The sequence below is a fragment of the Pseudomonas wenzhouensis genome (assembly GCF_021029445.1).
Classification (GTDB): domain Bacteria; phylum Pseudomonadota; class Gammaproteobacteria; order Pseudomonadales; family Pseudomonadaceae; genus Aquipseudomonas; species Aquipseudomonas wenzhouensis.
The window spans coordinates 1,229,249-1,250,449 of record NZ_CP072610.1 but is presented as its reverse complement, the minus strand read 5'-3'; the positions used below and the strand labels follow the sequence as shown (position 1 = coordinate 1,250,449).

18 protein-coding genes and 1 other RNA gene are annotated in these 21,201 nt (G+C 53.3%); 10 read left to right on the top strand and 9 right to left on the bottom strand.

Annotated elements, in window-relative coordinates:
* Positions 1–6 precede the first annotated feature (6 nt).
* A complete protein-coding gene (locus J7655_RS05680) occupies positions 7–2,922 on the bottom strand; it encodes a hybrid sensor histidine kinase/response regulator (protein WP_230926930.1) in 2,916 nt (971 codons plus the stop codon).
* A 129-nt stretch (positions 2,923–3,051) separates the two neighbouring features.
* On the opposite strand from J7655_RS05680, the gene ssrA reads away from it, so the two are divergent.
* Both ssrA and J7655_RS05670 read left to right on the top strand, forming a co-directional pair.
* Positions 3,052–3,443, top strand: a transfer-messenger RNA (tmRNA) gene (gene ssrA, locus J7655_RS05675).
* Between the two features lie 184 nt (positions 3,444–3,627).
* Positions 3,628–4,887, top strand: a complete 1,260-nt coding sequence (locus tag J7655_RS05670) for an integrase domain-containing protein (protein WP_230926929.1) — start codon at positions 3,628–3,630, stop codon at positions 4,885–4,887.
* 144 nt (positions 4,888–5,031) lie between these two features.
* Here the strand turns inward: J7655_RS05670 and J7655_RS05665 are convergent, their stop codons facing one another.
* Genes J7655_RS05665 through J7655_RS05650 form a run of 4 tightly spaced genes read right to left on the bottom strand, consistent with a single transcriptional unit; the run spans position 5,032 to position 10,897 of the window.
* Positions 5,032–5,769, bottom strand: coding sequence for a hypothetical protein (locus J7655_RS05665; RefSeq protein WP_230926928.1), 738 nt, complete (start codon positions 5,767–5,769; stop codon positions 5,032–5,034).
* Positions 5,753–6,898 carry a hypothetical protein gene (locus J7655_RS05660; RefSeq protein ID WP_230926927.1) on the bottom strand — a complete coding sequence of 382 codons (1,146 nt, stop codon included), beginning with the start codon at positions 6,896–6,898 and terminating at the stop codon, positions 5,753–5,755. The genes J7655_RS05665 and J7655_RS05660 overlap by 17 nt, the downstream gene beginning before the upstream one ends.
* Positions 6,885–9,173: a sensor histidine kinase gene (locus J7655_RS05655; protein ID WP_230926926.1), complete on the bottom strand. Its 2,289-nt coding sequence runs from the start codon at positions 9,171–9,173 to the stop codon at positions 6,885–6,887. The genes J7655_RS05660 and J7655_RS05655 overlap by 14 nt, the downstream gene beginning before the upstream one ends.
* A 14-nt stretch (positions 9,174–9,187) precedes the next feature.
* Positions 9,188–10,897 (bottom strand): Eco57I restriction-modification methylase domain-containing protein, encoded by a 1,710-nt coding sequence (locus J7655_RS05650; RefSeq protein ID WP_230926925.1) that lies wholly within the window; start codon positions 10,895–10,897, stop codon positions 9,188–9,190.
* A 673-nt stretch (positions 10,898–11,570) separates the two neighbouring features.
* On the opposite strand from J7655_RS05650, the gene J7655_RS05645 reads away from it, so the two are divergent.
* The 6 genes from J7655_RS05645 to J7655_RS05620 all read left to right on the top strand — a co-directional run bounded on the left by J7655_RS05645 (position 11,571) and on the right by J7655_RS05620 (position 15,966).
* Positions 11,571–11,897, top strand: a complete 327-nt coding sequence (locus tag J7655_RS05645) for a hypothetical protein (RefSeq protein ID WP_230926924.1) — start codon at positions 11,571–11,573, stop codon at positions 11,895–11,897.
* Between the two features lie 92 nt (positions 11,898–11,989).
* Positions 11,990–12,958 carry a DUF932 domain-containing protein gene (locus J7655_RS05640; protein ID WP_230926923.1) on the top strand — a complete coding sequence of 323 codons (969 nt, stop codon included), beginning with the start codon at positions 11,990–11,992 and terminating at the stop codon, positions 12,956–12,958.
* A gap of 86 nt (positions 12,959–13,044) precedes the next feature.
* Positions 13,045–14,049, top strand: a complete 1,005-nt coding sequence (locus tag J7655_RS05635) for a YqaJ viral recombinase family nuclease (protein ID WP_230926922.1) — start codon at positions 13,045–13,047, stop codon at positions 14,047–14,049.
* An 88-nt stretch (positions 14,050–14,137) separates the two neighbouring features.
* On the top strand, positions 14,138–15,034 hold the full coding sequence (locus J7655_RS05630) for a recombination directionality factor (protein WP_230926921.1): 897 nt from the start codon (positions 14,138–14,140) through the stop codon (positions 15,032–15,034).
* A 41-nt stretch (positions 15,035–15,075) separates the two neighbouring features.
* Entirely contained in the window at positions 15,076–15,573 is a 498-nt protein-coding gene (gene radC / locus J7655_RS05625) for a RadC family protein (RefSeq protein WP_230926920.1), read from the top strand.
* Positions 15,574–15,615: 42 nt separating this feature from the next.
* A complete protein-coding gene (locus J7655_RS05620; protein ID WP_230926919.1) occupies positions 15,616–15,966 on the top strand; it encodes a hypothetical protein in 351 nt (116 codons plus the stop codon).
* Here the strand turns inward: J7655_RS05620 and J7655_RS05615 are convergent.
* Positions 15,941–16,288: a helix-turn-helix domain-containing protein gene (locus J7655_RS05615; RefSeq protein ID WP_230926918.1), complete on the bottom strand. Its 348-nt coding sequence runs from the start codon at positions 16,286–16,288 to the stop codon at positions 15,941–15,943. The two genes, J7655_RS05620 and J7655_RS05615, sit on opposite strands and share 26 nt — an antisense overlap.
* 148 nt (positions 16,289–16,436) lie before the next feature.
* Between J7655_RS05615 and J7655_RS05610 the strand changes: the two genes are divergently transcribed.
* Together J7655_RS05610 and J7655_RS05605 are read left to right on the top strand one after the other, a co-directional pair.
* Positions 16,437–16,781, top strand: coding sequence for a hypothetical protein (locus J7655_RS05610; protein ID WP_033939301.1), 345 nt, complete (start codon positions 16,437–16,439; stop codon positions 16,779–16,781).
* A gap of 51 nt (positions 16,782–16,832) precedes the next feature.
* Positions 16,833–17,441 (top strand): hypothetical protein, encoded by a 609-nt coding sequence (locus J7655_RS05605; protein ID WP_230926917.1) that lies wholly within the window; start codon positions 16,833–16,835, stop codon positions 17,439–17,441.
* Between the two features lie 77 nt (positions 17,442–17,518).
* Here the strand turns inward: J7655_RS05605 and J7655_RS05600 are convergent, their stop codons facing one another.
* The 3 genes from J7655_RS05600 to J7655_RS05590 form a co-directional block, all read right to left on the bottom strand.
* Positions 17,519–17,833 (bottom strand): hypothetical protein, encoded by a 315-nt coding sequence (locus tag J7655_RS05600; RefSeq protein ID WP_230926916.1) that lies wholly within the window; start codon positions 17,831–17,833, stop codon positions 17,519–17,521.
* Positions 17,834–17,959: 126 nt separating this feature from the next.
* A complete protein-coding gene (locus J7655_RS05595; RefSeq protein WP_230926915.1) occupies positions 17,960–19,144 on the bottom strand; it encodes a GIY-YIG nuclease family protein in 1,185 nt (394 codons plus the stop codon).
* Positions 19,137–21,128 carry a DEAD/DEAH box helicase gene (locus J7655_RS05590; protein WP_476748521.1) on the bottom strand — a complete coding sequence of 664 codons (1,992 nt, stop codon included), beginning with the start codon at positions 21,126–21,128 and terminating at the stop codon, positions 19,137–19,139. Before J7655_RS05590 ends, J7655_RS05595 begins: the two co-directional genes overlap by 8 nt.
* Between the last annotated feature and the right edge of the window lie 73 nt (positions 21,129–21,201).

Sequence of the window (21,201 nt, the reverse complement as noted above, 5' to 3'; positions counted from 1 at the left end):
GCTTGCTCAATAGCCGCTGTACAGCAAGCCCAGCGCGACCTGACGCACCTCTTGCAGATCCACCGGCTTGCTCAGGCAAGCCGATGCGCCGCGTGACCTGGCGTCTTCGAACAACCGATCATCGGCCACTGCGCTGATCACCATCACCGGCACATCACGCAAACGTGGCTCTGCGCGCATCGCATCGAGAATATCCAGGCCGTTGCCGTCGGGCAGGTCGATATCCAGCAACACCAGCGCCGGCTCACTGTCCTGCAATTCGGCCAGTGCCCGCTGGCAGGAACCCACTCCCCTGACCTCGGCAAACTCTCGCAAGGATGCCTGGAGAATCTTCATACAGGCCGGGTGATCCTCCACGCACAGCACCTGTACCAGACTTTTCACGGCCTGCGCCGGTGCCTCGGCTGCCTCGTCAGCCTGTCCGTCAGGGCTGGCTGCACTGGGTATGTCAAGCCAGAAGCGACTGCCCACACCCGGCTCGCTGCGCACGCCGATCTCGCCATTCATCAGCGTGGCCAGTTCGCGGCACAGCACCAGGCCGATACCGGTGCCGGGAATGTTCGAACTCTCCCGGCCGAGGCGCTGAAACGGCTGGAACAGCTGCGCCTGTTGCTCGCTGGAAAGCCCTGGCCCGGTGTCGTCGACCCACAATCGCACACCGTCGGCACGCACCTCGTAGCCCATGCGAATCATCCCGCGCGGGCTGTTGTACTTGATCGCATTGGACAGCAGGTTGAGCAGAATCTGTCGCACCCGACGTGGGTCGCCCTGCACGAACAAGGGCGGCACGGCGGCCTCCATCACCTGCAATTGCAGGTGCCTCTGCTGAACTTCGGGCTGTACCAGCTCAGCACAGCCCTTGAGCAGAGCGCCGATTTCGATGGGTTGCAGCTGCAACTGCTGACGCCGGCTTTCGATGCTCGACAGATCGAGGATGTCATCGACCAGCGACGTGAGATGGCGGCTGGCACTGACGATCTCGCGCGCGTAATCGGTCTCCAGCCTGGCGTCCTGCTTGTCCTGTACCTCCATCTCGATCAACTGCGCGAAGCCGTGGATGGCGTTGAGCGGCGTTCGCAGCTCATGGCTCATGCTCGACAGGAAACGACTCTTGGCCTGACTGGCGGCGTGTGCTTCCAGGCTGGCATGGCGCAATTCCTCCTGCACCTGCTTGAGGCGGGTGATATCGACATGCGTACCAGCGATACGCAGCGGCCAACCACTTTCATCGCGCGTCAGCACCTTGCCTCGGCTGAGCAGCCACAGGTATTGCCCATGACAGTCGAGATAGCGGTATTCGGCATCGAAGAACTCTTCTCTGCTGTCAGCGAACAACTTGCGCAGGTGGCGTAGACGCTCCACATCATCCGGATGCACACGCTGATTGAACTCACTCAACGTCAGGTGCCTGGCCCCAAGCCCGAACCGCCGCACGAAGCGCTCGCTGAGATCGATGGTCAGATCACGGGTATCGATCTGCCAGAGGCTTTCAGTGGTGCTCTCCAGCACCAGCTGCAGGATGCTCTGCGTTTCCTGGCGTTCCTGTTCGCTGGCCTGCAGCTGTTTGCCCGCCTGCTGTACGGCATCTGCCAGACGGCTGACCTCGGCGATATGACTATCTGGAACAGCAGGCAGATATCGGCCCTGGCCGAGGCTGGTCGCCATATCGACAACGCCATCGATGGGGCGCGCCAGCTGTTCGCTCAGCTTACGTGAGCGCAGCCACATCAGGCCGAAGAACAACAGATAGAACGCTGCCAGCCCGGCAATCAATAGGTAACCGATCTGCATGTAGCGCTCGGCCAACTGATTGGTGTCATGGAAGATCTGCTCTTCATCCACCACCAGCAGCAGACGCCAGCCGGTCTGCGGAATCTCACTCCAGGCGACCAATTGATTACGCCCGCCGAGCTGCACTTCCTGCACGCCGCCATCGCCCTGCTTCATCGCCTGCAGCAACACGGTCATGTCCTGATGCTTGGCCAGGTTGAAATCTTCCGGCTTGAGAACCTCGCGACGCACAGCCTCTGCGTAGGAGTACTGGGTCAGCTCACGCAGCCCGAAGTCCTGCTCCCCCGCCTTGGGCAACGCCATGATGTCGTGGTCCTGGCTGACCAGCATCGCGTAGCCCTGCCATGGCACGTTGAGCTCGGCAATCTCGCCCAGCAGCTGGCCCACGGTCACGTCGAGGCCGACCACGCCCTCGAGAAAATCACCGCGGTACACCGGAGCGATGGCCGACATCATCCAGCCAAGGCCAGCCGGGTCGAGGTACACCTCGGTCCACATCACCTTACGTTCGGGGTTGTGCTTGGCGTCGGCCAGGTAATAGAAGTTGTAATCGGGTATCACCATGTCATGGGGATACTGCGCGGGCGTATCGAACCAGGGATAGATACGGTTGTAACTGTCCCAGGTATTGAAATACAGCGCCGCCACCAACGGGTTGGCCTGCTGGATCGAACGCATCAGCGGATCGAGTTGCGACAGCCGCATGGCCTTGGCGTGATCCTGCTGCCCCAACGGCGTACTGTTGGCATAAAAGGATGCTGCGCGCCCGTCATCGCTGCGGGTATAGAACACGCCACTGTCCGTGACTGCGTGGCGCTGATGCTCGAGCTCATCGGCCTGGAAGCGCGTATCGAGCAACGCCTCGTACGCGGCCTCACGATAAACCTGCACCAGCGACTCGATGGAGCGCAGGCGCCCATCGATGATCTGTCCTTCACGTTGCGCGGCACTGGCCAGATCCTTGACTGCCGTTTCCTGCAAGTGTTCGATCTGCGCATCACGAATCGCCTGATTGCTCAGCAGATACACCGCGATCAGCACCGACTCCACCAGAATCAGCGGTATGAGCGCACTTTGCACAAACGCCCGCCAGATCCACTGACGCAGAGGGTAGCGGCTAGAACTCGGCATTGAGGCTCCTTCCGGGGGCAAGCGCAGATAGACGCAGGGCGCCATCATAGCGCCCTGCGCTGGAATCCGCAGTCGACGCAGAGGAACCTTTGCCGTAAACTCCAGTCCTATCCGTAACCGCAAAGCTTTGGGGCCGATTAGGATTCGACGCCGGTAGCGAAGCTCGAGGTGCATGCCGACTTGGTAACAGAAGTCGTAAATCAACTGTTGCAACTTTCTATAGTTGCCAATGACGAAAACTACGAGGGCTACGCTCTCGCTGCGTAAGCGGCGCGACTAGTCCTTCTGGTAGCTTCGGCTCCAGCGATCACTAGGGGATGCCTGTAAACCTGAAGTGATTGTCATGCAGAACAGGATCGCCGCGTAGTACGTTGTGGACGAAGCGGCTAAAACTTACACAACTCGCCCAATGCACCCTGCCCGTCGGGCGGCTGAGGGTTAACTCAATAGACACGGCTAAGCATGTAGTACCAACAGTGGAGAACTGGCGGACGGGGGTTCAAATCCCCCCGGCTCCACCATTACAACATCTAAAGACGTCCACGGACGTCTTTTTTTGTGCCTGAAACCCAGCAAATATGGGGCCTTCAGCGTCATAGACGTACAAAGACGTCTAACTGCATCCATGCCTTCGTGTATTCCAAATTGTATTCCAAGCCCTAAGCCGGTATTTTTTGGAATACACATATCGCACTGGAGTACACCATGGGTGCCGCAACAACGCGCCTTTCAGACCTGAAGGTCAAAGCCGCAAAGCCCAAAGAAAAGGACTACACCCTGACTGACGGCAACGGCCTACAGATGCGAGTGAGAATCAATGGATCAAGGTTGTGGAATTTCAACTACATCCACCCCATCACCAAGAAGCGACTGAATATGGGGCTCGGCACCTTCCCGGAAGTAAGCCTTGCTCAAGCCCGCAAACTGACCATTGAAGCGCGTGAGCTCGTAGCACAGGGCATTGATCCCAAAGAGAGACGCGACGCAGATCGACAGGCCAAAAAGGCCGCAACTGAACACACGCTGCAGAACGTAGCGACGTCCTGGTATGAGCTCAAAAAAGATGCAGTAACCCCCGCCTACGCCGAAGACATTTGGCGCTCGCTTACGTTGCACGTCTTCCCCGACTTGGGCGTTACACCGATCGCGTCCATAACAGCGCCGAAGGTCATCAGCCTTCTCAAGCCGCTCGAAACTAAAGGCAGCTTGGAAACCGTCAAACGCCTTACGCAGCGACTCAACGAGATCATGACCTACGGGGTCAACTCAGGCCTGATACCTGCCAACCCACTTACCGGGATTGGTAGCGTGTTCAAGAAGCCGAAGAAAAAGAACATGCCGGCCTTACCCCCCGATGAGCTCAAAGAGCTCATGGTTGCAATCGCGAACGCCAGCATAAAAAGAACCACTCGATGCCTGATCGAGTGGCAATTGCACACGATGACTCGTCCCGTTGAGGCTGCCACTACCCGCTGGGCCGATATCGACTTCGAGAAAAGGATATGGACGATCCCGGCTGAGCGCATGAAGAAACGTCGCCCGCATACGGTGCCGCTTACAGATCAAGCATTGGCCATTCTGGAAACAATCAAACCCTACAGCGGACACCGTGAATACGTGTTCCCTGCTGACCGCAATCCGCGTACTCACTGCAATAGTCAAACAGCCAACATGGCACTGAAACGCATGGGGTTTGAAGGCCGCCTGGTCAGCCACGGAATGCGCTCAATGGCCAGTACAACGCTCAATGAACACGGCTGGGAGCCTGAGCTGATCGAGGTCGCCCTCGCCCACGTCGACAAGGATGAGGTTCGTAGCGCCTACAACCGGGCGGACTACATCGAGCGCAGGCGCCCAATGATGGCTTGGTGGAGTGAGCATATTCAGAAAGCAGCTACGGGGAGTCTCTCTGTTTCTGCAATCCAGAAAAATCAGGAGGATAGAAAGGTCGTTTCGATCCCCTAACTAGTGGGCTGCTGCCGAATAAAGCGACCGCCGCCTATTAAATAGATCATCTCACTTTCGCTCTCTAGAAAAATAGAGCATAGGCATACCCGCTCCTATTAAATATTATCTCTGATCAGATTAACTGAAGCACCGCACAATGGATCAGACCAAATGAGGCCAGAGGCTTCTAACGAAATCAGATCTTCTACCGGCACTCCACCAGGAAAACATACTTTCGACATAGGGCTTTAAATATCTCTCCTGAGCCTCAATTAAGCGTCTACTGTAATCTGTCTTTTCTCTCAGGCTCTTCCAATGTGCGCCAGCAAAATTAGACAGCACAAAATCAATTGCCAGCACAACATCCATTGGAGGATGACCGATCCTCGGAGACGGCAATATCAATATACCTCCATGATTACCCTGCAATGGCGCCAAATTTTTTCCACCATATTGAAAGTGATATAACGGATGCGCATCTTCGGGCTCTCCATCACCCCCCTCTTCCGAAACTATATGCTTATCAAAATGCCAAGAAGACAGATACGCCCCGTCATCACTTGTCACGACGATACTGAACTCCAGCAACTTAATTAGATCAGTAAGCTCATCTGAACACTTACCCTGAATCTTAAAATTCATTACGACCTGGAGGTACTTACCAACTGAACTAGGTATAGCTTTTTGTGGAGTTTTCACTCTAAATCTAAGATCATCAACTTGATACCCCCATGATTCAGGCCCGTACGGCTTAGAACTTCCACACATACTCGCAGCCTGAGTAATGGGCCCTATATCGAAGCATACCTCACTCGCATTGCGCTCAAGGACGCCTCCGAGCAGTCTAAGCTCAGCAGAAACTTGCTTTCTATACGCTTCTGGCTTAATTCTTTTTTTCATTCTTAAGCCTATCCGTAAGCTGCTTAAAACGCTCCACCTCCAGTGGATCGAGCACCCACTCTGTTTTTTTCACTCTTTGAAGAACTGCATAAGTTGAGACATATCTATTATCCTGCCATGCATCCTGTAGAGGACTGAATACCTTAAAACCATCAACAGGATCGAGCGGCCTCCCTGTCGCTACACAGACAGTGGAATATCGGACACTATAGCTATCTTCTATAGGTGTGGCTGCTACTAGATTCAAACCAAATTTTTCGTTAATTATTGCAATACGCTCTGGCGCAGAATACTTCCTTAGTGATGCCTTATACGCAACTATTTCAGCCCACCAAGCATCGACGCGGTGCATCCACCATCTAGGCCAAGCCTCATGGAAGATGCCCGAGTAGCTAGCACTATTCATTTCGCTTAAAAGCTGCGACCAACTACCATCAGACTTAACAATATCTACACCCAAGCGCGCAGCCAGCATAATCTCGCTTACAAGCACACCCTCGGACCGAATCAAAGTATTAAGAATTTTTCCAGCCATCTCGTATACAACTTTCCCCTTAAGGAAAGAAATTAAACGCGGATCTAAGTAACTTCTATCATCCTCATCCAAACCCAAAAAGCCTTCAAGAACTAATGCCGCACCTTGCTCAAATACTTTATTAAACTTTTGATAACCAGCCGCAAGCCAAAAAAGCTCTAAGGCAACGCTTTCACCTAGAACATTCTGCCCATCATCTTTAGCGTAAACAGCATCAAACAGATCATGAGAAGAACTGTCTGGAGCATAAGAATGGACAATATTATCATTCATCGACCAAAGAACTATTGGAAAACTAGGCAGCACTCCTTCTGCCATGCGCGTACGGAGTTCTTGTGCCAGGGTAGGACCTCGATAATAAACCCTATTACCATTCTCTAGATCCGCATCTTGGTCAAGTCTCAAATCGATTAGCAGACCAAAGCACTGCTCTTCTCTAGCCAAGGCGTTAATACGCTCAAACTGAGATTCAAACTCCTGAGGGTGCATACGATCAAAATTCAAACCAGCTTTACAGTTCGACAACTTACTCAAAAGAGGCTGAATAAAATCTTCTGGCTGATCATCGATACATAAATATTTAACGGAGCTCATCTGGAATCTCTTCATCCGTGGCGCGTGGAAACTCGATACGAATACAAGTCGAAAACCCTTGTGGAGGATCCGAAATAAATATTTCCCCTCCAGCGCTTTCGACTATATCTTTTATTATTTTAAGACCCAGGCCAGAACCGGTAATGTGAACCTCATCATCGGCAAGGGCATCCTCAGGTGTACTAGTAGTAAAAAACGCATCAAAAACCTTGTCTCTGTTTTCTTCAGCAATACCATCGCCATTATCAATGAACTCAATATAGAGCGTGGCATCATCAACTTCACCCGCTAGAATACGGATATCGCCCGAGACACGTGCTCGATTGATAGCTTTAAGTGAGTTAGTGAATAAATTGAAAAATATCGATGCCCACTCAGATTTATGACTTGGTTTGACAAAAAGGTCATATCCAGAAACCTCGACCTTTAGAGAAACAAATTGCCTTTTAAGCGCTGATGAAACCACTTGCTCGAAATCGCCCAGCAGATCCCTAATCTCATGAACACTTAAATTTCGTTGCGAATTCTGAGTAACCGCCTTATCGAAATAGCGCATATAAGCCTGTAATGACTCTATATTTCCCTGCAATGTTTTCAGATTATCCGTATGGGGAATCTCTTTAGTTATCGTAAAAATACCTGCAGACAACGCAGATAAAACATGCCTTGTTTCATGAGTAAATTCACCTATAGTCAATCCTAGACTGGCGAGCACACGTAACATGCCAAGCTCTTCCAATAGAGCCTGAGTGTCTTTTTCGAGAAGGATAATTTCGTCGAGTATTTCAGAAGCTTCTTCGTCAATTTTTGCTTGTTCAGCAGCAGGGCGAGGCATCCCTCCGTTTTTGCCACTAACGCTTTCAACGAATGTAGAAATCTTTGTTGTAATACCCTCGGCGCGCTCAGATGGAGTTTTCTTAGGTGACGGATCTGTAGAGAAAATCTTTTTCCCGCGAGCATGCGCTATCTTAATTATTCCGTGCATTAATGACTTATAAATGAAGTCTTGCAATTGAGAGAATGCCCGATTCTCAATCAGTCCTTCACGACTAGCTGTTTCCTCGAAACTATTACCATCAGGATCAGTTAGTTGCACAAAACCAATGAAATTTGAATTTGCATGAGGCGGCAGTAATTGCCTGAGAGCTGAGGAGCGCTGCAATCCCAGCCAGTCGTCTTGAGGCTCACCATACGGCAACACACGAAATCCATTACGATAAATCTTAATTCCGCTATTTTTACGTAGGACATTTCTAACTATATTTCTTGAGCCTGGCGGCAGATCATCCTCAATAAAATAATGGGCCTGAAAGCTAACGCCTGCCAGCAGTGAATAATCCTTTACTTCAACATCGAAAACTGTTTTTACACGCACATCAGAGAGAAGACTCTCAGAACCGCCCTCAAAACCAAATCTCTTAGAATTAATAGAGAAATAAGGTTCCCCATTTTCATCAACATACCCAGCAATCAGAGCATGCGCATTATCAAGAATGTTTTGTTGTTCGCTGGCAATTAACTCTTGCTTACCATTACGCTCTTCGTAAAACTCGACTCTAAACCCAGGATCACCATCCTGTTTATTTGGAGAGAATCGAAGTGGAGTAGGCTGTAGAAGCTCAGAGATAAAACGGTATGCGCGTTGAATTTGCGCACTACTCCAAGAATCCTTAAGGTCACTAATCCGGAGCGTAGTACCAACACCAGCAGAAGGATCAGAAGTAATTTGATTAGACACTAAAATCAGATCACCAACATCCTCGAATTTACTCCAATCAATTTCAATGCATATACCCGCTGCATCTTCCTCCCTCTTAGTAGTCAGCTGTAAACGCATCCCTAGGCGCTGAGCCGAAAATCTACCTATGCCTTTCCGACCTGCCCTCTGCCTTTTATATTTGGATGAACATGGGTTCTCGCTTTTATCTCTTGTAGATATGCGCATGAAGCCATTAATAAGCTCACTTCGGCTCATGCCCATACCGTTGTCTGAAATAATTAGCTCGCCACCTGCCTTAGAAGTCTCCTTAAAAACAGCCTTCACATATTCAGCATCTGCGTCGTATGCATTTTTGATTAGTTCTGCTACAGCAGTTTCCTGTTTGGAAACGAGCTCATGACCCAATCTAGAAATATGACTTGCATCGACTGAAAATCTAACATTTTCCGTGTCATATTTTGAGATTTCATTCGCAAGACCAAGTATTCTGTCGTAATCAACTTTACTCTCGCTTAGGGCCGCCACTAGACTTTCTTTTAAACTAACTATATCCATCAAATAGCGTCCTTCTATTCTAGATTTAGCTCTACATTACCCTTTCGATGGTCGCGGGCGACCTGCAAAGCAAGTTCTAACTCTTTTATTTCACACTGATAATCCAAACCAATCATTTCCCCCAACGCATCATCAGCGATTTTTCGCGCAGCATTTTCGTTAGGAGGAACTCTCGAAAGCTCCCTGTGGGCTTTTCTGAATGCGGACTTAATTAAATCTTCATCAACAGCTTCAGGATATAAAATTTTAAGCTGCAATGCATCTTTAGGCTCAAGTTTCAAAGCGCCGGACCCGCATGGCCGGCCAATTATCTCCGCATGAGCCTGTGTAAAAGTGGAAAGCATGGAAAGAGAAATCAGCTTTGTCATCACACTGCTTAATTTCTTTTTAAAAAAAACTCTATGTACAGAATTAGTGCAATTCACCCTGGCATCATTGAGAATTAATCTTGGCCCATTGTGAGTGAGGAACGTAAAGAATCCATCAGGAATTTTATGATCATCTGGCTGGTGCCAAATATTCCTTTTTCTATAAGTAGCCAAGCTACGCTTCTCAAGAGGATAGCGACTCAAATAAATTAAAACCTCAGTAGAGAGGCTTTTCTTTTCCGTATCTAGAAGAAGACAACGAAGGCCTGAACCAATTAATGATCTGACCTGAGCTTTAGTTAGATTAAGACCTGTAATCCCCTTAATTTTCGGCACAACAAACTTTAGATAATCGTCAGCAACACCAAATCCATGCCAATCAGCCAATGTCCTAATAAAGAACTTGGTATCGCCCGTAACAATTCCAATACCAACCGAAGCAATACTTCCTACTTCAATATTTGGAATGCGACGCGATAACTCCATGAAGCGACCTGTCGCACTTCGCTCAACGAATGAGCCCAAGCCTATTGCGTCAAAATCGTCAAAATTAGACTTATCTTCTTCCCAACCAGAAAACAAGTCAGGCAAGTTTGAAAGCTTTGCAGCATGAGCAAATTTCATCAAACCACTACAAATAGCATCCTCTTTAAACCCATCAGCCAACAAAATCACAGTTCGTTCTTCTGCGCCTTCAGAAATGAAAATTCTTTCCGCCAAAGATACGACTAGACAAGTAGAAAACCTATCCTTGAGAATTTTATGTACTTTTTTAGAGTAGTCTGCTGAGAGGAAGCTACCTGGTAATACAAAAGCAAGGCGCCCACCTTCTTTGAGGAAATTTAGAGAGTGAATGAAGAAGTAGACCCACAAGCTCGATCTTGCATCAACCCCCCCCCCATAGGTGCTCTTCCACTTTTCCACAGCCTTGCGCTGCTCAGATCCAATTTGAGAGTTTCCAATATATGGAGGATTACCAATTACGACATCAACCTTAGCGCTACGGAATGACCCACACTCCAGAAGCAGAAAGTCTTTTTGCAAAAAGTTTCCTTCGCACCCCACTATATTAAGAGACTCTAGCTTCAGGAAGGCATTTTTATCTATGTCACATCCATATACATTCTTTAATGGATTAACTGAACCCAAAACGGAGAAGCGAGAAGAAATCTCTTCTAAGAACGTGCAACCTCCGAAGCTCGGCTCCAATACAACTTGGTTTTTATCCTGGATGGCCCAACCGCACAGCAATCTACTCAAAAAACCCGGAGTATAAAAAGCACCGAGACTTCGCCTCCGCTCTTCACGCTCCAAAATTTGCACATCTTCAAGCTGAAGAGCTTCTTCGATTAGCACAGACATCCACCCAAAAAACTTAACGCGCGCGATAATAGCACTGCCACCACAACAAGTAAACATCATTGTAACTAACAGTTAATTAAATCTAGCTGATTACTCACACCAAACTATACGAATCTAAAACACCTAGCAGAACCACTACATAAATAATGGACATTAGATACGCCTACAATGCTTAACTTAAAACATCCAAAAAGTGTATGTATCAGTGCCCACAGGACACGCAGCCCCATCGGGGAATGCTTCTGGCCTATCATGCTGAAAAATCATACTCGGTGACCTCCTTCTTTTCAGAGCTTAAAAAGCGAATGTTTTGAGCGCTGCGTAAAGACCAAAGGAGTCTCTATCCCCCTATGCTGCTCCCATACAAGTGAGATTGACGACTATTTCAGAGTCAATTCCTCCTTCCAACCAAATAACTCAGATTTCAACGTCGACAGCTACAGTTCGTATTCAAAACCGCGAAGCACCATTTTCAACAGAATCGGCCAGTAGTAGTCGTTCCCAGTGGCCTTCTAGGGGGCGACTTCTCCCGGTAACGATAGGCCGCTTCTGACCGCTTTATGTCATTTACTTGATGTGCAAAACTGCCAGCACACTGATCCATACATTCAAAAATATCTCAACCACACATCACCGCAATGACATCCCCACCATGGAGTCTTCAACCATGTCATTGCACTGTCCGAGCTGCGGCTCTCCTCAGGTCTCCACGCACCTCACCGCCATGCGGATTGCTGCCTTCATCGGCATGCTGGGCGGTGCGCTGCGTGGTGCCGGCACCATCCTGCTCACTGGCCCGGCTGTTACCAATAGCACCCTAGCCAAGCCTCCTAACGTCAACCTCAATGCCCTGTCATCGGCCATTCTCAACGGCCTGGTTGGCGCTGCTGGTGGTTGTGCGATGGGCGCTCAGCTTGGCGAAAAACTCGACCGTCATGTGCTGGCCCACAACCTCTGCCTGAGCTGCGGTCACCGCTTCAATCAGCCGGTCTGATCCGGCCGTTCTCCTATCTCATTCATCTCTAAATGCCGGTGCTGCGCCATGCGCAGCGCTTTATGCCGGCTATTGCTCAAAGGAAATTCATCATGGTTCATCAAGTCGAACAAATGGCTTACGTCGGCACCACTCCCTGGCATGGCCTGGGCAACAACCTGCCTCGCAAGCAACCTATCGAGGTCTGGCAGCGTGAGGCCGGCATGGACTGGCAAATCCAGGAGTCGCCGGTTCATTTCAAATCGGATGCTGTCGGTCACCTGGGCGCGATCCATTCCTTTCCTGAACAGAAGGTGCTCTACCGCTCCGATACCAAGGCTCCACTGTCAGTGGTTTCCAACCGCTACCACACCGTACAACCGCGCGAGGTGCTGGAGTTCTATCGCGATATGACCGAGGTCTCCGGCTATGAGCTGGAGACGGCAGGTGTGCTAAAGGGCGGTCGCAAGTTCTGGGCGCTGGCACGTACAGGGCAAGGCACGTCGATCAAGGGCCACGATCAGGTCAACGGCTATTTGCTGTTGGCGACTTCCTGTGACGGCACTCTAGCGACTACGGCAACACCGACCACTGTGCGCGTGGTGTGCAACAACACCCTGACGGTGGCCCTGGACGGCACCAGCCGTGCGATCAAGGTGCCGCACAATACCCGCTTCGATCCGAAGGTGGTGAAGAAGCAACTCGGCATCGCCGTTTCGCAATGGGACGATTTCATGTACCGCATGCGCGCGCTGGCTGAACGCAAGGTGCAATGGCATGAGGCTTTGGGCTACTTCATGAACGTGCTGTGCGAGGTCAGCCCGACCGGACAATTGCCCGAGCAGTTGCCCAACGAACGTGCCCTGCGCCGTGTGCAGGAGCTGTATGAAGGGCGCGGACGTGGTTCGGATCTGGAGTCGGCTCGCGGCACTGCCTGGGGCTTGCTCAACGCGGTGACCGAGTACGTCGACCATGAGCGTCGTGCTCGCAGCACTGAGTACCGCCTCGACTCGGCCTGGTTTGGCCAAGGTGCACAGGTCAAGCAACGTGCTCTGGATGCGGCCCTGCAAATGGTCGCCTGATCTTCCCCTTTTCTACTTCATCCACTCCATAACGCCCGGTCAGTTCAGCGCTGATCGGGCGTTTTTGTGTCCGCGAGGTGAACACCATGAAAGCAACGTCATTGAATGGCAGCACCAGCAAGAAACGCCCTGCCCTGCGTCTGGTCAGCACCAAGGAACTGCCGCGCGAGGATTGGCTGCAAATCCGAAAGCAAGGCATCGGCAGTTCGGATGCAGCGGCGGCGGTCGGCCTCAATCCCTACAAATCCCAGTTGGAGCTGTGGCTGGAGAAAACCGGCCGCGACAGCAACCTGCCGAAGGCCGACCCGCACGACGAAGAAAGCCCGGCTTACTGGGGCAACGTGCTGGAGCCCATCGTGGCTTGGCATTACAGCAAGCGCACGAAGCACAAGGTACGTCGCATCAACGCCGTGCTGCAGCATCCCAATCCGGAGTTGCCCTGGATGTTGGCCAACATTGATCGCGAGGTCATCGGTACAGACGAAGTGCAGATCCTCGAATGCAAGACAGCCGGCATAAACGGGGCACGCCTCTGGAAAGAAGGCGTCCCCGAATATGTGCAGTTGCAGGTGATGCACCAGCTCGCCGTCACCGGCAAGCAGGCGGCGGATGTGGCGGTGTTGCTCGGTGGCCAAACACTGGAGATCCATCGCATCGAGCGGGACGAGCAGATGATCGCTCGCCTGATCGAGTTGGAGCGCCGTTTCTGGCAGTACGTTGAAACGGATACCCCGCCACCTGCCGATGGCAGTGCCTCGGCGGAACTGGCGCTCCGTTGCCTGTATCCACAGGACAACGGCCAGATCGTCGACTTCAGTGGTAACGCCGGCTTGGCAGCGGCCTTCCTGGAGCTGAAGGCTGTACGTCAATCGATCTCCGAGAAGGAGAAACGCGAGGCCGAGCTCAAGCAAATGCTACAGCAGGCCATGGGTGAATCGACCCGTGCTGAGTTCTCCAGCGGCTACGTGAGCTGGCGCAAAGCCAAAGACAGCACCGTGCTCGATGTCGAGCGCCTGCTCCAGGAAAAGCCCTACCTGCAGGCCCGCTATCCGAAGCTCAAAGAAGGTAGCCGGCGTTTTCTGATCGGCTGATCACCCTCTTCAACTCAATCCCTCCCCTTGGCCAGTCCATGCAGTTCGCGCTGCTGGCTGGCCTTTTTTGTTTTCAAGGAGCGCCATCATGCTCAAAGGTCTAGCAATTACCCCGCCCGTGCTCGGGCGCATCTCCATCGGCAAGGTCGTCGAGAAGAACGGCAAGCGGCTGCCGGAGAAAGACGACCAATTCACCATTACCTCTCAGGTGCAGGGCAAAGACGGCTGGCTTCTGCATCCGCTCAATGACGAACTGCGCCAGGGCAAAGACGACAAGCTGCGCAGCATCCCAGTGCGCTTGTTGTTCAACGAGCCAGATCTGAACTTCCGCGCCGACTACACCTTGTTTGATCGGCAGAACGGTCGACCGGTGTGTGTCGGTAATGGTGAGACCTGCAAGCGCATCGGTAAGGACGGCGTTCAATCGCTGCCCTGCCCGTCACCCGATGCCTGTCCTCTGGCCAAGGGCAACGCCTGCAAGCCCTACGGACGAATGAATGTGGTGATTGGCGATGAGGATGCCCTGGGCAGCTTCGTGTTTCGCACCACGGGCTTCAACAGTATCCGTACGCTGATTGCCCGACTGCAGTACTTCCGGGCCATCTCGGGTGATCGCCTGGCGTGCCTGCCGCTGGAGCTGCGTCTACGTGGCAAATCCACCCGGCAGAGCCATGGCACGCCGATCTTCTACGTCGATCTGACGCTACGCAGCGGTATGACGGTCGAGCAAGCGTTACTCACTGCGCGTGAGTTGGATGAGGCGCGTCAGGCGGCTGGTTTTGATCAAGCCGCGCTGGATGCCACCGCGCGTGTCGGTCTGGGCAACGGCATCTTCGAGGATGACGGCGAGGACAGCAGCGCCATTGCTGAAGAGTTCTTTCCGGACGGTCAACCCTCCGCATCGAAGCCCGACAGCACCGTTCACACCCAGTCACTCGCCGAGAAACTCGAAGCCCAATCCCAGCAGCTCGAACCTTCTGCCTAACCACAGGCGGGCCGACTTGGCTCGCCATCTGGAGACAAACCATGAAATTTCACAAGCTCAAGGCCGGTGAAGTCGCCGGCAGTTACCTGGTGGATTCGCCAGTCACCGAAACCGACATCCTGCGCATGGCCCAGCAGTTGGCCACCAAGCGACTGAGTAAAGGCCGTGCGCTGACTGATCCCCACAAAGTCAGGGAGCACCTGCAGGTGCTGCTGCAGGATCTGCCACACGAAGTCTTCGCGGTGCTGCTTCTCGACAGCAAACACCGCGTGATCAGTTTCGAGGAGCTATTTCGCGGCACCATCGACGCAGCCAGCGTCTATCCGCGTGAAGTGATCAAAACAGTGCTCGCGCAAAACGCCGCTGCAGTGATCCTGGTGCACAACCATCCTTCCGGCGATCCCTCGCCCAGCCAGGCAGATATACGCCTGACGCAGACACTCAAAAACGCTCTGGCCATGGTTGGCACCACCACGTTGGATCACTTCATCGTGGGGTCAGAAGGCATCGTGTCGCTGGCTGAACAGGGCTTGCTCTAACCACCCTTTGCTGCGGGCACCATCACGCCCCGAGGAGCGATCATGTCCACACGTTGCTTGATCTGTGAATCATCCGCTGTGTTGTCCAACGAAGCGGTCGGCACGCTGGTCATGCTGGCCAGCGTCATAGGCGGTTTTATGACTGCGGCACGGCGACCGTCCGACCCAGAGGCTGCATCACCTGAAGTGAAGCCGATCAACCTGGAACAGGTGCTGAGATTTGTGACGGAAGGGATTGAACTGGCTCAGCGGCAATGGGCTGAGAACCAACCCTTTCTGCAAGACACCCGGCGCTTTCAGTTTATGCAACACGACTGCCTGTGCCTGCGTTGCGGGGCGCTGTTTAAACGGGCGCCCAAACCTGAACTCAATCCTGACTCAGGCGTTGGGTGAGACGCTCGATCATCTCCAGCACCAGCTGACGATCTGCTGGTGTGAGCTGGTTGAGCATCTGGCTGATACGCACGGCCTGGTCTTCAGGCCGGTGGCTGGCTTGGGTCAGCAGATCCGTAGCCTCACAGCCAAATATCTCAGCGAACTGCATCAGGCGCTCGATGTTCGGCATCACGATGCCACGCTCGATACGCGACACCGCTTCACCACCAATCCCCAGCCGTTCGGCGACCTGCTCTTGAGTCAGTTCGCACAGCATGCGCTGCCTGGCAATCGCCAAGCCCACCACTTTGGCCAGGTTCGTTTCTTCAGACTTCGGCATACACCCTCCAGGTCAACCTGAATGGTCGAATGCCATCCTCTTGACATGAAGGGCTTCAAAGGTTGTTATCCAACCCATAGAGTCGATAAGCATCCATCTAAGTCGACACTGCAAAACCCTTCATTGCGCAATAAGCGAGACCTTCACCATGACACAACTGACATTCGACGACTTGGCCACCGCCAAGTTGCCTCAACTCATCAGCCGCAAAGAGTCGTTTGAGGTCGTAGGCCTCAGCGGCAAGTTGATCGAAGCCGTTCGCCTGGTCGAAAGCAAGATCGAGGTCACTGGACTGACCTGCCGCGTATACACCGTAGGCCGCGTGGGTCTAGCAGCCGGCAGTTTTGCAGGAGGTGTCACGGGGGCATTCGGATTGCTCTCGGCGACCAGTATTGCCGTGCACAACCTGCTGACCTTCAACCCCGACTACGAGATCGAGAAGTACCCGGTGCATAACCGGATCGTCGTTCGCTACAAGAAAAAGAAGAAGTAACCCACCCCATATCGAGTGGCCAGCCGCTCAACATACGAAGGGAGTTCGATCATGAACCTGACCACAAACCCCAAACTGATTTTCGGCTTTGCTGCCACGCTGATCACTGCCGTCACAGCGAGCAACATCGCCACGGCCCAGCAGCGTGAGGTGGACTACGTTGTTGGCGAGAACGTCTTTAGCTGCTCAACCACGAAACACAGAAGCATCGGTAGTTACGACTGCCGCCCTGCAGGCGACCGTACGCCACGGATCAAGCGCCTGCCCTTCATCGACACCCAGACCGGCACCAAGACATTGGAAGAAGTACCCGGCTCATTGAACGTGCTCTGCGACCAATACGGCTGCGCCACTATCTCGAATCAGCCTGGGTTTCCGAAGGGCACGATGGTGGGTAAAGGTGTCAACGGTTACTTCATCATCGAATCGGGTTGGTATCTGGGCTATGACAGCAATGGTCACACCACTGCATATCGTGGAGATGTAGGACCGGACAGAGGCGACGCACCTTACGAGCCTTTGGTAAACATCGCCAAATACGGCACCGACGCCTGCCACGACGACGCCGTAAATGCCATTGAGAGCAAAACAGGCGCACCGCTGGAAGATTACTACATGATCCGTCAAATCCTTGAGGAGTGCGGTCTGCCGACACAGTGACAGACCTACGTAGCAACGAATGTCCTGCATCTAGCGGCGCGGGACATTCTTTATTTTTTGTGCGATGTCTGATCGGTTCAGTCATCCGCGTACGTGATAGCGAACTCTGGATCCAATTCCACAACTACGCCTGCCGGCGCGCTGGCAAGAGACACCTCCCCCAAGCTAGGATCAGCGTCCCCCATGGTAAACAGAACATGCCAAGTGATCGAACCTTGCTTGGTTTGTGCGGCAAACGACGCTCTCCATTCTTCATCATCCCCCTTGAAACGAGGGCTGGAAACCATCTCCGTCTCATCTGGGAGCTGTTGAATCTCAGTATGGCTGATCTTTGACTTAATCCTGTCATGCGAAATCTCAGCCCCACGGCGACACTCGATAAAGAATCCCATCTAAAGCACTCCTTCTGTGAGAAGGAGAGACTCTACCAAATCTGATCTCCACAACCAGCCGAGAAACAAGGTCGTTACTTCCAGCATGCTTGCAGGGAACAAATGTTCACGGGACAAATGTTCGGCTCAGCCGGCACTTCGCAACGTTGCCGACTTGGGATCGTAAATAACGCCAGCAATTGAACCATCGCGAATACGCTCAACAGCCTCGTTGATAACGTGCAGCGGCACGAGAAACCACTCTCTAGGTTTGACTGGATTTCCGAAGCGATCAGGGATCGTCAGCTCAATCTGGGCAGGGCTGAACAGGCGGTGGAAGAGGTTTTCCATCCGCGTCCGGTTGATGTTGTGCAGTTTATAGGTGGCGACCACCTCAACATCCGCCAACAGGTAGGTGGCATCCTTATCAGCCCCGGCGATACGTGTTTCCACTTTGCCACCGGTGACACCGATCTTGTGGATCAGCTTGCGATGCTCAGCCACGAAAGGGTGCGTTGAGTGGCTGCGCAGCACGTAGATGGTGCCGCTCTCAATGTCATCGGGTTCCGATGCGTCGCCAAACAACGGACCTGCATCCGCCTCGGTAATGCGCCGACCGGCATCGTCCTTGTAGAGTGCTCGCTGCAAGGATCTACGCAGTAGATTGCTTTCCGTACCGTTGGAATAGATCACCCTTAGCCGGGCATCGCTCTCACCATTCGGAGCTTTGAAGGTCTCGCCAACATCAGCGACATACACCGTCTGCCCACCGAGAATGAAGAACTGGCCTTCCTCAATGCTCGCATCCCGGATGAAGGTGCGGGTAACTCGAACGCCCGACTGCAGCTCGCGCTGCACTTGCTCAAACAGCGGCTGGAACCGCTCAAAGTCCTCGCAACGCTCGCGTTGTGCAATCTCCTCGGCCTCACGTTTTTCGGCATTGCTGCGAACATGACGTAGGTTCTGAATATCCGCCCCCTCGTCGTCGCCGGCCAGTTCCGCCAACAGTTCGTCGTCCGTCATGGTGTAGTCGCCTTGTGGCTCCCGCACCTCAAACGCATTCAGTAGGCCCTGATGGTCGAGAGGCATGAGCAGGGTGCGGCATTCTTCCTGATCGCGCAGGCGATCCAGGCGCACGGCATACAGGCGCTCGAAGATGTCTTTATCATCGCCGTGGCGCGGCGCATGGCCGTGCTCCTCAACAAAACGCTGAATGTCTTCGAAGCCGGCAATGATGCGCTCCTCGCGAGGAGTGCGGCCGGTCTTCTTGTCTGAAGCGGCGAAATCGGAAAGCTCCGCTTCCAGCTCATCCAGATCAAATTCGTTAGCCATAACGGCCCTCTTTCTTGAAACGCATAAAGGCGGCAGCGCCTTCCGCCATGCTCCGCTCCCATGGGTCTTGAGCAGTCAGGGAAGGTACCCGGCCATGATCTTTCTTGAATTTTACCGCCCGCACAGCAAGGTCTTTGGCCTCTTCAGGCGTCAGGCGAGTGCGTTTGGCACCAATCACTGCCGCAACCTGCTTGAGACTTTCCTCGCTCATGGTCTTTGCGAGAATGGCGTAGGCCTCGCTGAACGGGTTGATCCGGTCGATCAGGTCGATATCCAGCTCACGCACATCCATCGCGAACTTGCGCACGCCATCAATCAGGGCAGTGCTCGGGGCGCTATTTGCTCCAGTGACGGTCCCTTGCAGATCATCACCCAGCACCAGTTGCTTGGCTTGCTGAGCCAAGTTCAGTGCAGCAATGGCGTGCTGGCGAACGGCCTCGTGATCCTCGGCATCCAGTTCGGGGTACTTGTCGCGGATGATCTTACCCATGCGCAGCTGGGTCAGCTCTTCGGGAACCAGTTCCTCATCGAACAGGCCGCGTTCGATGTTGGTCTTGTCCTGAACGAAGCTGGCAATCACCTCGTTCAGGTCTTCCTGACAGATACGGCTGGCCTCAGGGCTCTTGGGTTCGGCCAGACCTTTGATCTCGATCTGCAGCTGCCCGGTTTCATGGTTGAAACCCACGTTGCACTTGTCGGGCTGATAGCCTGCATCACCGTAGTCAAAGCCCTCCTGCGGCCCAGAGGTAGGAGTCTTCGGCTTGAACTCAAAACGCGGGGCCAAAACCTGCTCCATCAGCAGGCTAGCGGCAATCGCCTTGAGCGTATCGTTCACCGCCTCGGTCACCACCTTCTCGCTAGCATCTGGCTCGGCGATGAGGTTGGTGAAGCGTGCCCGTGCTTTGCCGGGTGCATCGCGTGTCGCCCGACCGATGATCTGCACAATCTCGGTCAGGCTGGACCGGTAGCCGACTGTGAGGGCGTGCTCGCACCAGATCCAGTCGAAGCCCTCTTTGGCCATGCCCAGCGCGATGATGATATCGACATGATCGCGGTTGTTCTTCTGGGCCGGGTCTTTCAAGGCAGCCGAGACTTTATCGCGCTTGGCCGGGTCGTCATCCACCAGGTCAGCAATACGCAGTACACGCCCATCGGCGGTCTTCACCAGCTGGAAGCCCGTCACCGGGTCGGTGCCCTGCCACTCGCCCAGCTCTTCAATGATGTGCTCCACCTCGCGAATCTTATCCTTGGTGCTCTCGCGAGAGTTCACGTTGGGGATGTGGAGGATGGTCTTTTCTTTCGGATCGAGGACCTTGAGGATGTCGTCGGAGTAAGCCCCTGAGTAGAAGTAGTAACCAATATCCAGCTTCTTCAGGTGCTCGTAGCCGTTGAGCTGCTCGTAGTAGGTGTAGGTCACGGTGTCGAAGCGAGCTTCGTCAGCGGGTGACAGCACCGCCTCGGCATCGCCCCGGAAGTAAGAGCCGGTCATCGCCACGATGTGCACCTTGTCACGGGCGATCAGCTGGCCCAGGTACGTGCCCAGCCTGTTTTCGGGGTTAGCGGAAACGTGATGGAACTCGTCCACGGCGATCAAGCGGTCATCGAACGCCGCCACCCCGAATTTTTCCACCGCAAAACGGAAGGTGGCATGGGTACAAACCAGCACCTGGTCGCCGCTTTCCAGGAATGCTCCCACTGCATTGACCTTGCCGCCATCGTCGGTGCCGGGTGCATCGCACAGGTTCCAACGCGGCTCTACATGCCAGTCGGCCCAGAAACCGTGACGGCTAAGCGGCTCATCGTGAAAGCTCGAACCAATGGATTTCTCCGGCACCACGATGATGGCCTGCTTGATGTGCTGGTGCGCCAGCTTGTCCAGAGCAATGAACATTAAGGCCCGGCTTTTACCGGATGCAGGCGGCGACTTGATCAGCAGGTACTGCTCACCACGCCGCTCAAAGACGCGCTCCTGCATAGGACGCATGCCAAGCTCGTTGGCTTTGGTGGATCGCCCATTCTGAGCGTAAGAGACGGAGACTGATGGAACGGTTTGGGTC

What these genes read in the sequence shown, in the direction of transcription:
- J7655_RS05680 (WP_230926930.1), bottom strand. Translation starts at nt 2,922, where the DNA reads ATGCCGAGTTCTAGCCGCTACCCTCTGCGTCAGTGGATCTGGCGGGCG.
- J7655_RS05670 (WP_230926929.1), top strand. Translation starts at nt 3,628, where the DNA reads ATGGGTGCCGCAACAACGCGCCTTTCAGACCTGAAGGTCAAAGCCGCA.
- J7655_RS05665 (WP_230926928.1), bottom strand. Translation starts at nt 5,769, where the DNA reads ATGAAAAAAAGAATTAAGCCAGAAGCGTATAGAAAGCAAGTTTCTGCT.
- J7655_RS05660 (WP_230926927.1), bottom strand. Translation starts at nt 6,898, where the DNA reads ATGAGCTCCGTTAAATATTTATGTATCGATGATCAGCCAGAAGATTTT.
- J7655_RS05655 (WP_230926926.1), bottom strand. Translation starts at nt 9,173, where the DNA reads ATGGATATAGTTAGTTTAAAAGAAAGTCTAGTGGCGGCCCTAAGCGAG.
- J7655_RS05645 (WP_230926924.1), top strand. Translation starts at nt 11,571, where the DNA reads ATGTCATTGCACTGTCCGAGCTGCGGCTCTCCTCAGGTCTCCACGCAC.
- J7655_RS05640 (WP_230926923.1), top strand. Translation starts at nt 11,990, where the DNA reads ATGGTTCATCAAGTCGAACAAATGGCTTACGTCGGCACCACTCCCTGG.
- J7655_RS05635 (WP_230926922.1), top strand. Translation starts at nt 13,045, where the DNA reads ATGAAAGCAACGTCATTGAATGGCAGCACCAGCAAGAAACGCCCTGCC.
- J7655_RS05630 (WP_230926921.1), top strand. Translation starts at nt 14,138, where the DNA reads ATGCTCAAAGGTCTAGCAATTACCCCGCCCGTGCTCGGGCGCATCTCC.
- radC (WP_230926920.1), top strand. Translation starts at nt 15,076, where the DNA reads ATGAAATTTCACAAGCTCAAGGCCGGTGAAGTCGCCGGCAGTTACCTG.
- J7655_RS05620 (WP_230926919.1), top strand. Translation starts at nt 15,616, where the DNA reads ATGTCCACACGTTGCTTGATCTGTGAATCATCCGCTGTGTTGTCCAAC.
- J7655_RS05615 (WP_230926918.1), bottom strand. Translation starts at nt 16,288, where the DNA reads ATGCCGAAGTCTGAAGAAACGAACCTGGCCAAAGTGGTGGGCTTGGCG.
- J7655_RS05610 (WP_033939301.1), top strand. Translation starts at nt 16,437, where the DNA reads ATGACACAACTGACATTCGACGACTTGGCCACCGCCAAGTTGCCTCAA.
- J7655_RS05605 (WP_230926917.1), top strand. Translation starts at nt 16,833, where the DNA reads ATGAACCTGACCACAAACCCCAAACTGATTTTCGGCTTTGCTGCCACG.
- J7655_RS05600 (WP_230926916.1), bottom strand. Translation starts at nt 17,833, where the DNA reads ATGGGATTCTTTATCGAGTGTCGCCGTGGGGCTGAGATTTCGCATGAC.
- J7655_RS05595 (WP_230926915.1), bottom strand. Translation starts at nt 19,144, where the DNA reads ATGGCTAACGAATTTGATCTGGATGAGCTGGAAGCGGAGCTTTCCGAT.
- J7655_RS05590 (WP_476748521.1), bottom strand. Translation starts at nt 21,128, where the DNA reads ATGCGTCCTATGCAGGAGCGCGTCTTTGAGCGGCGTGGTGAGCAGTAC.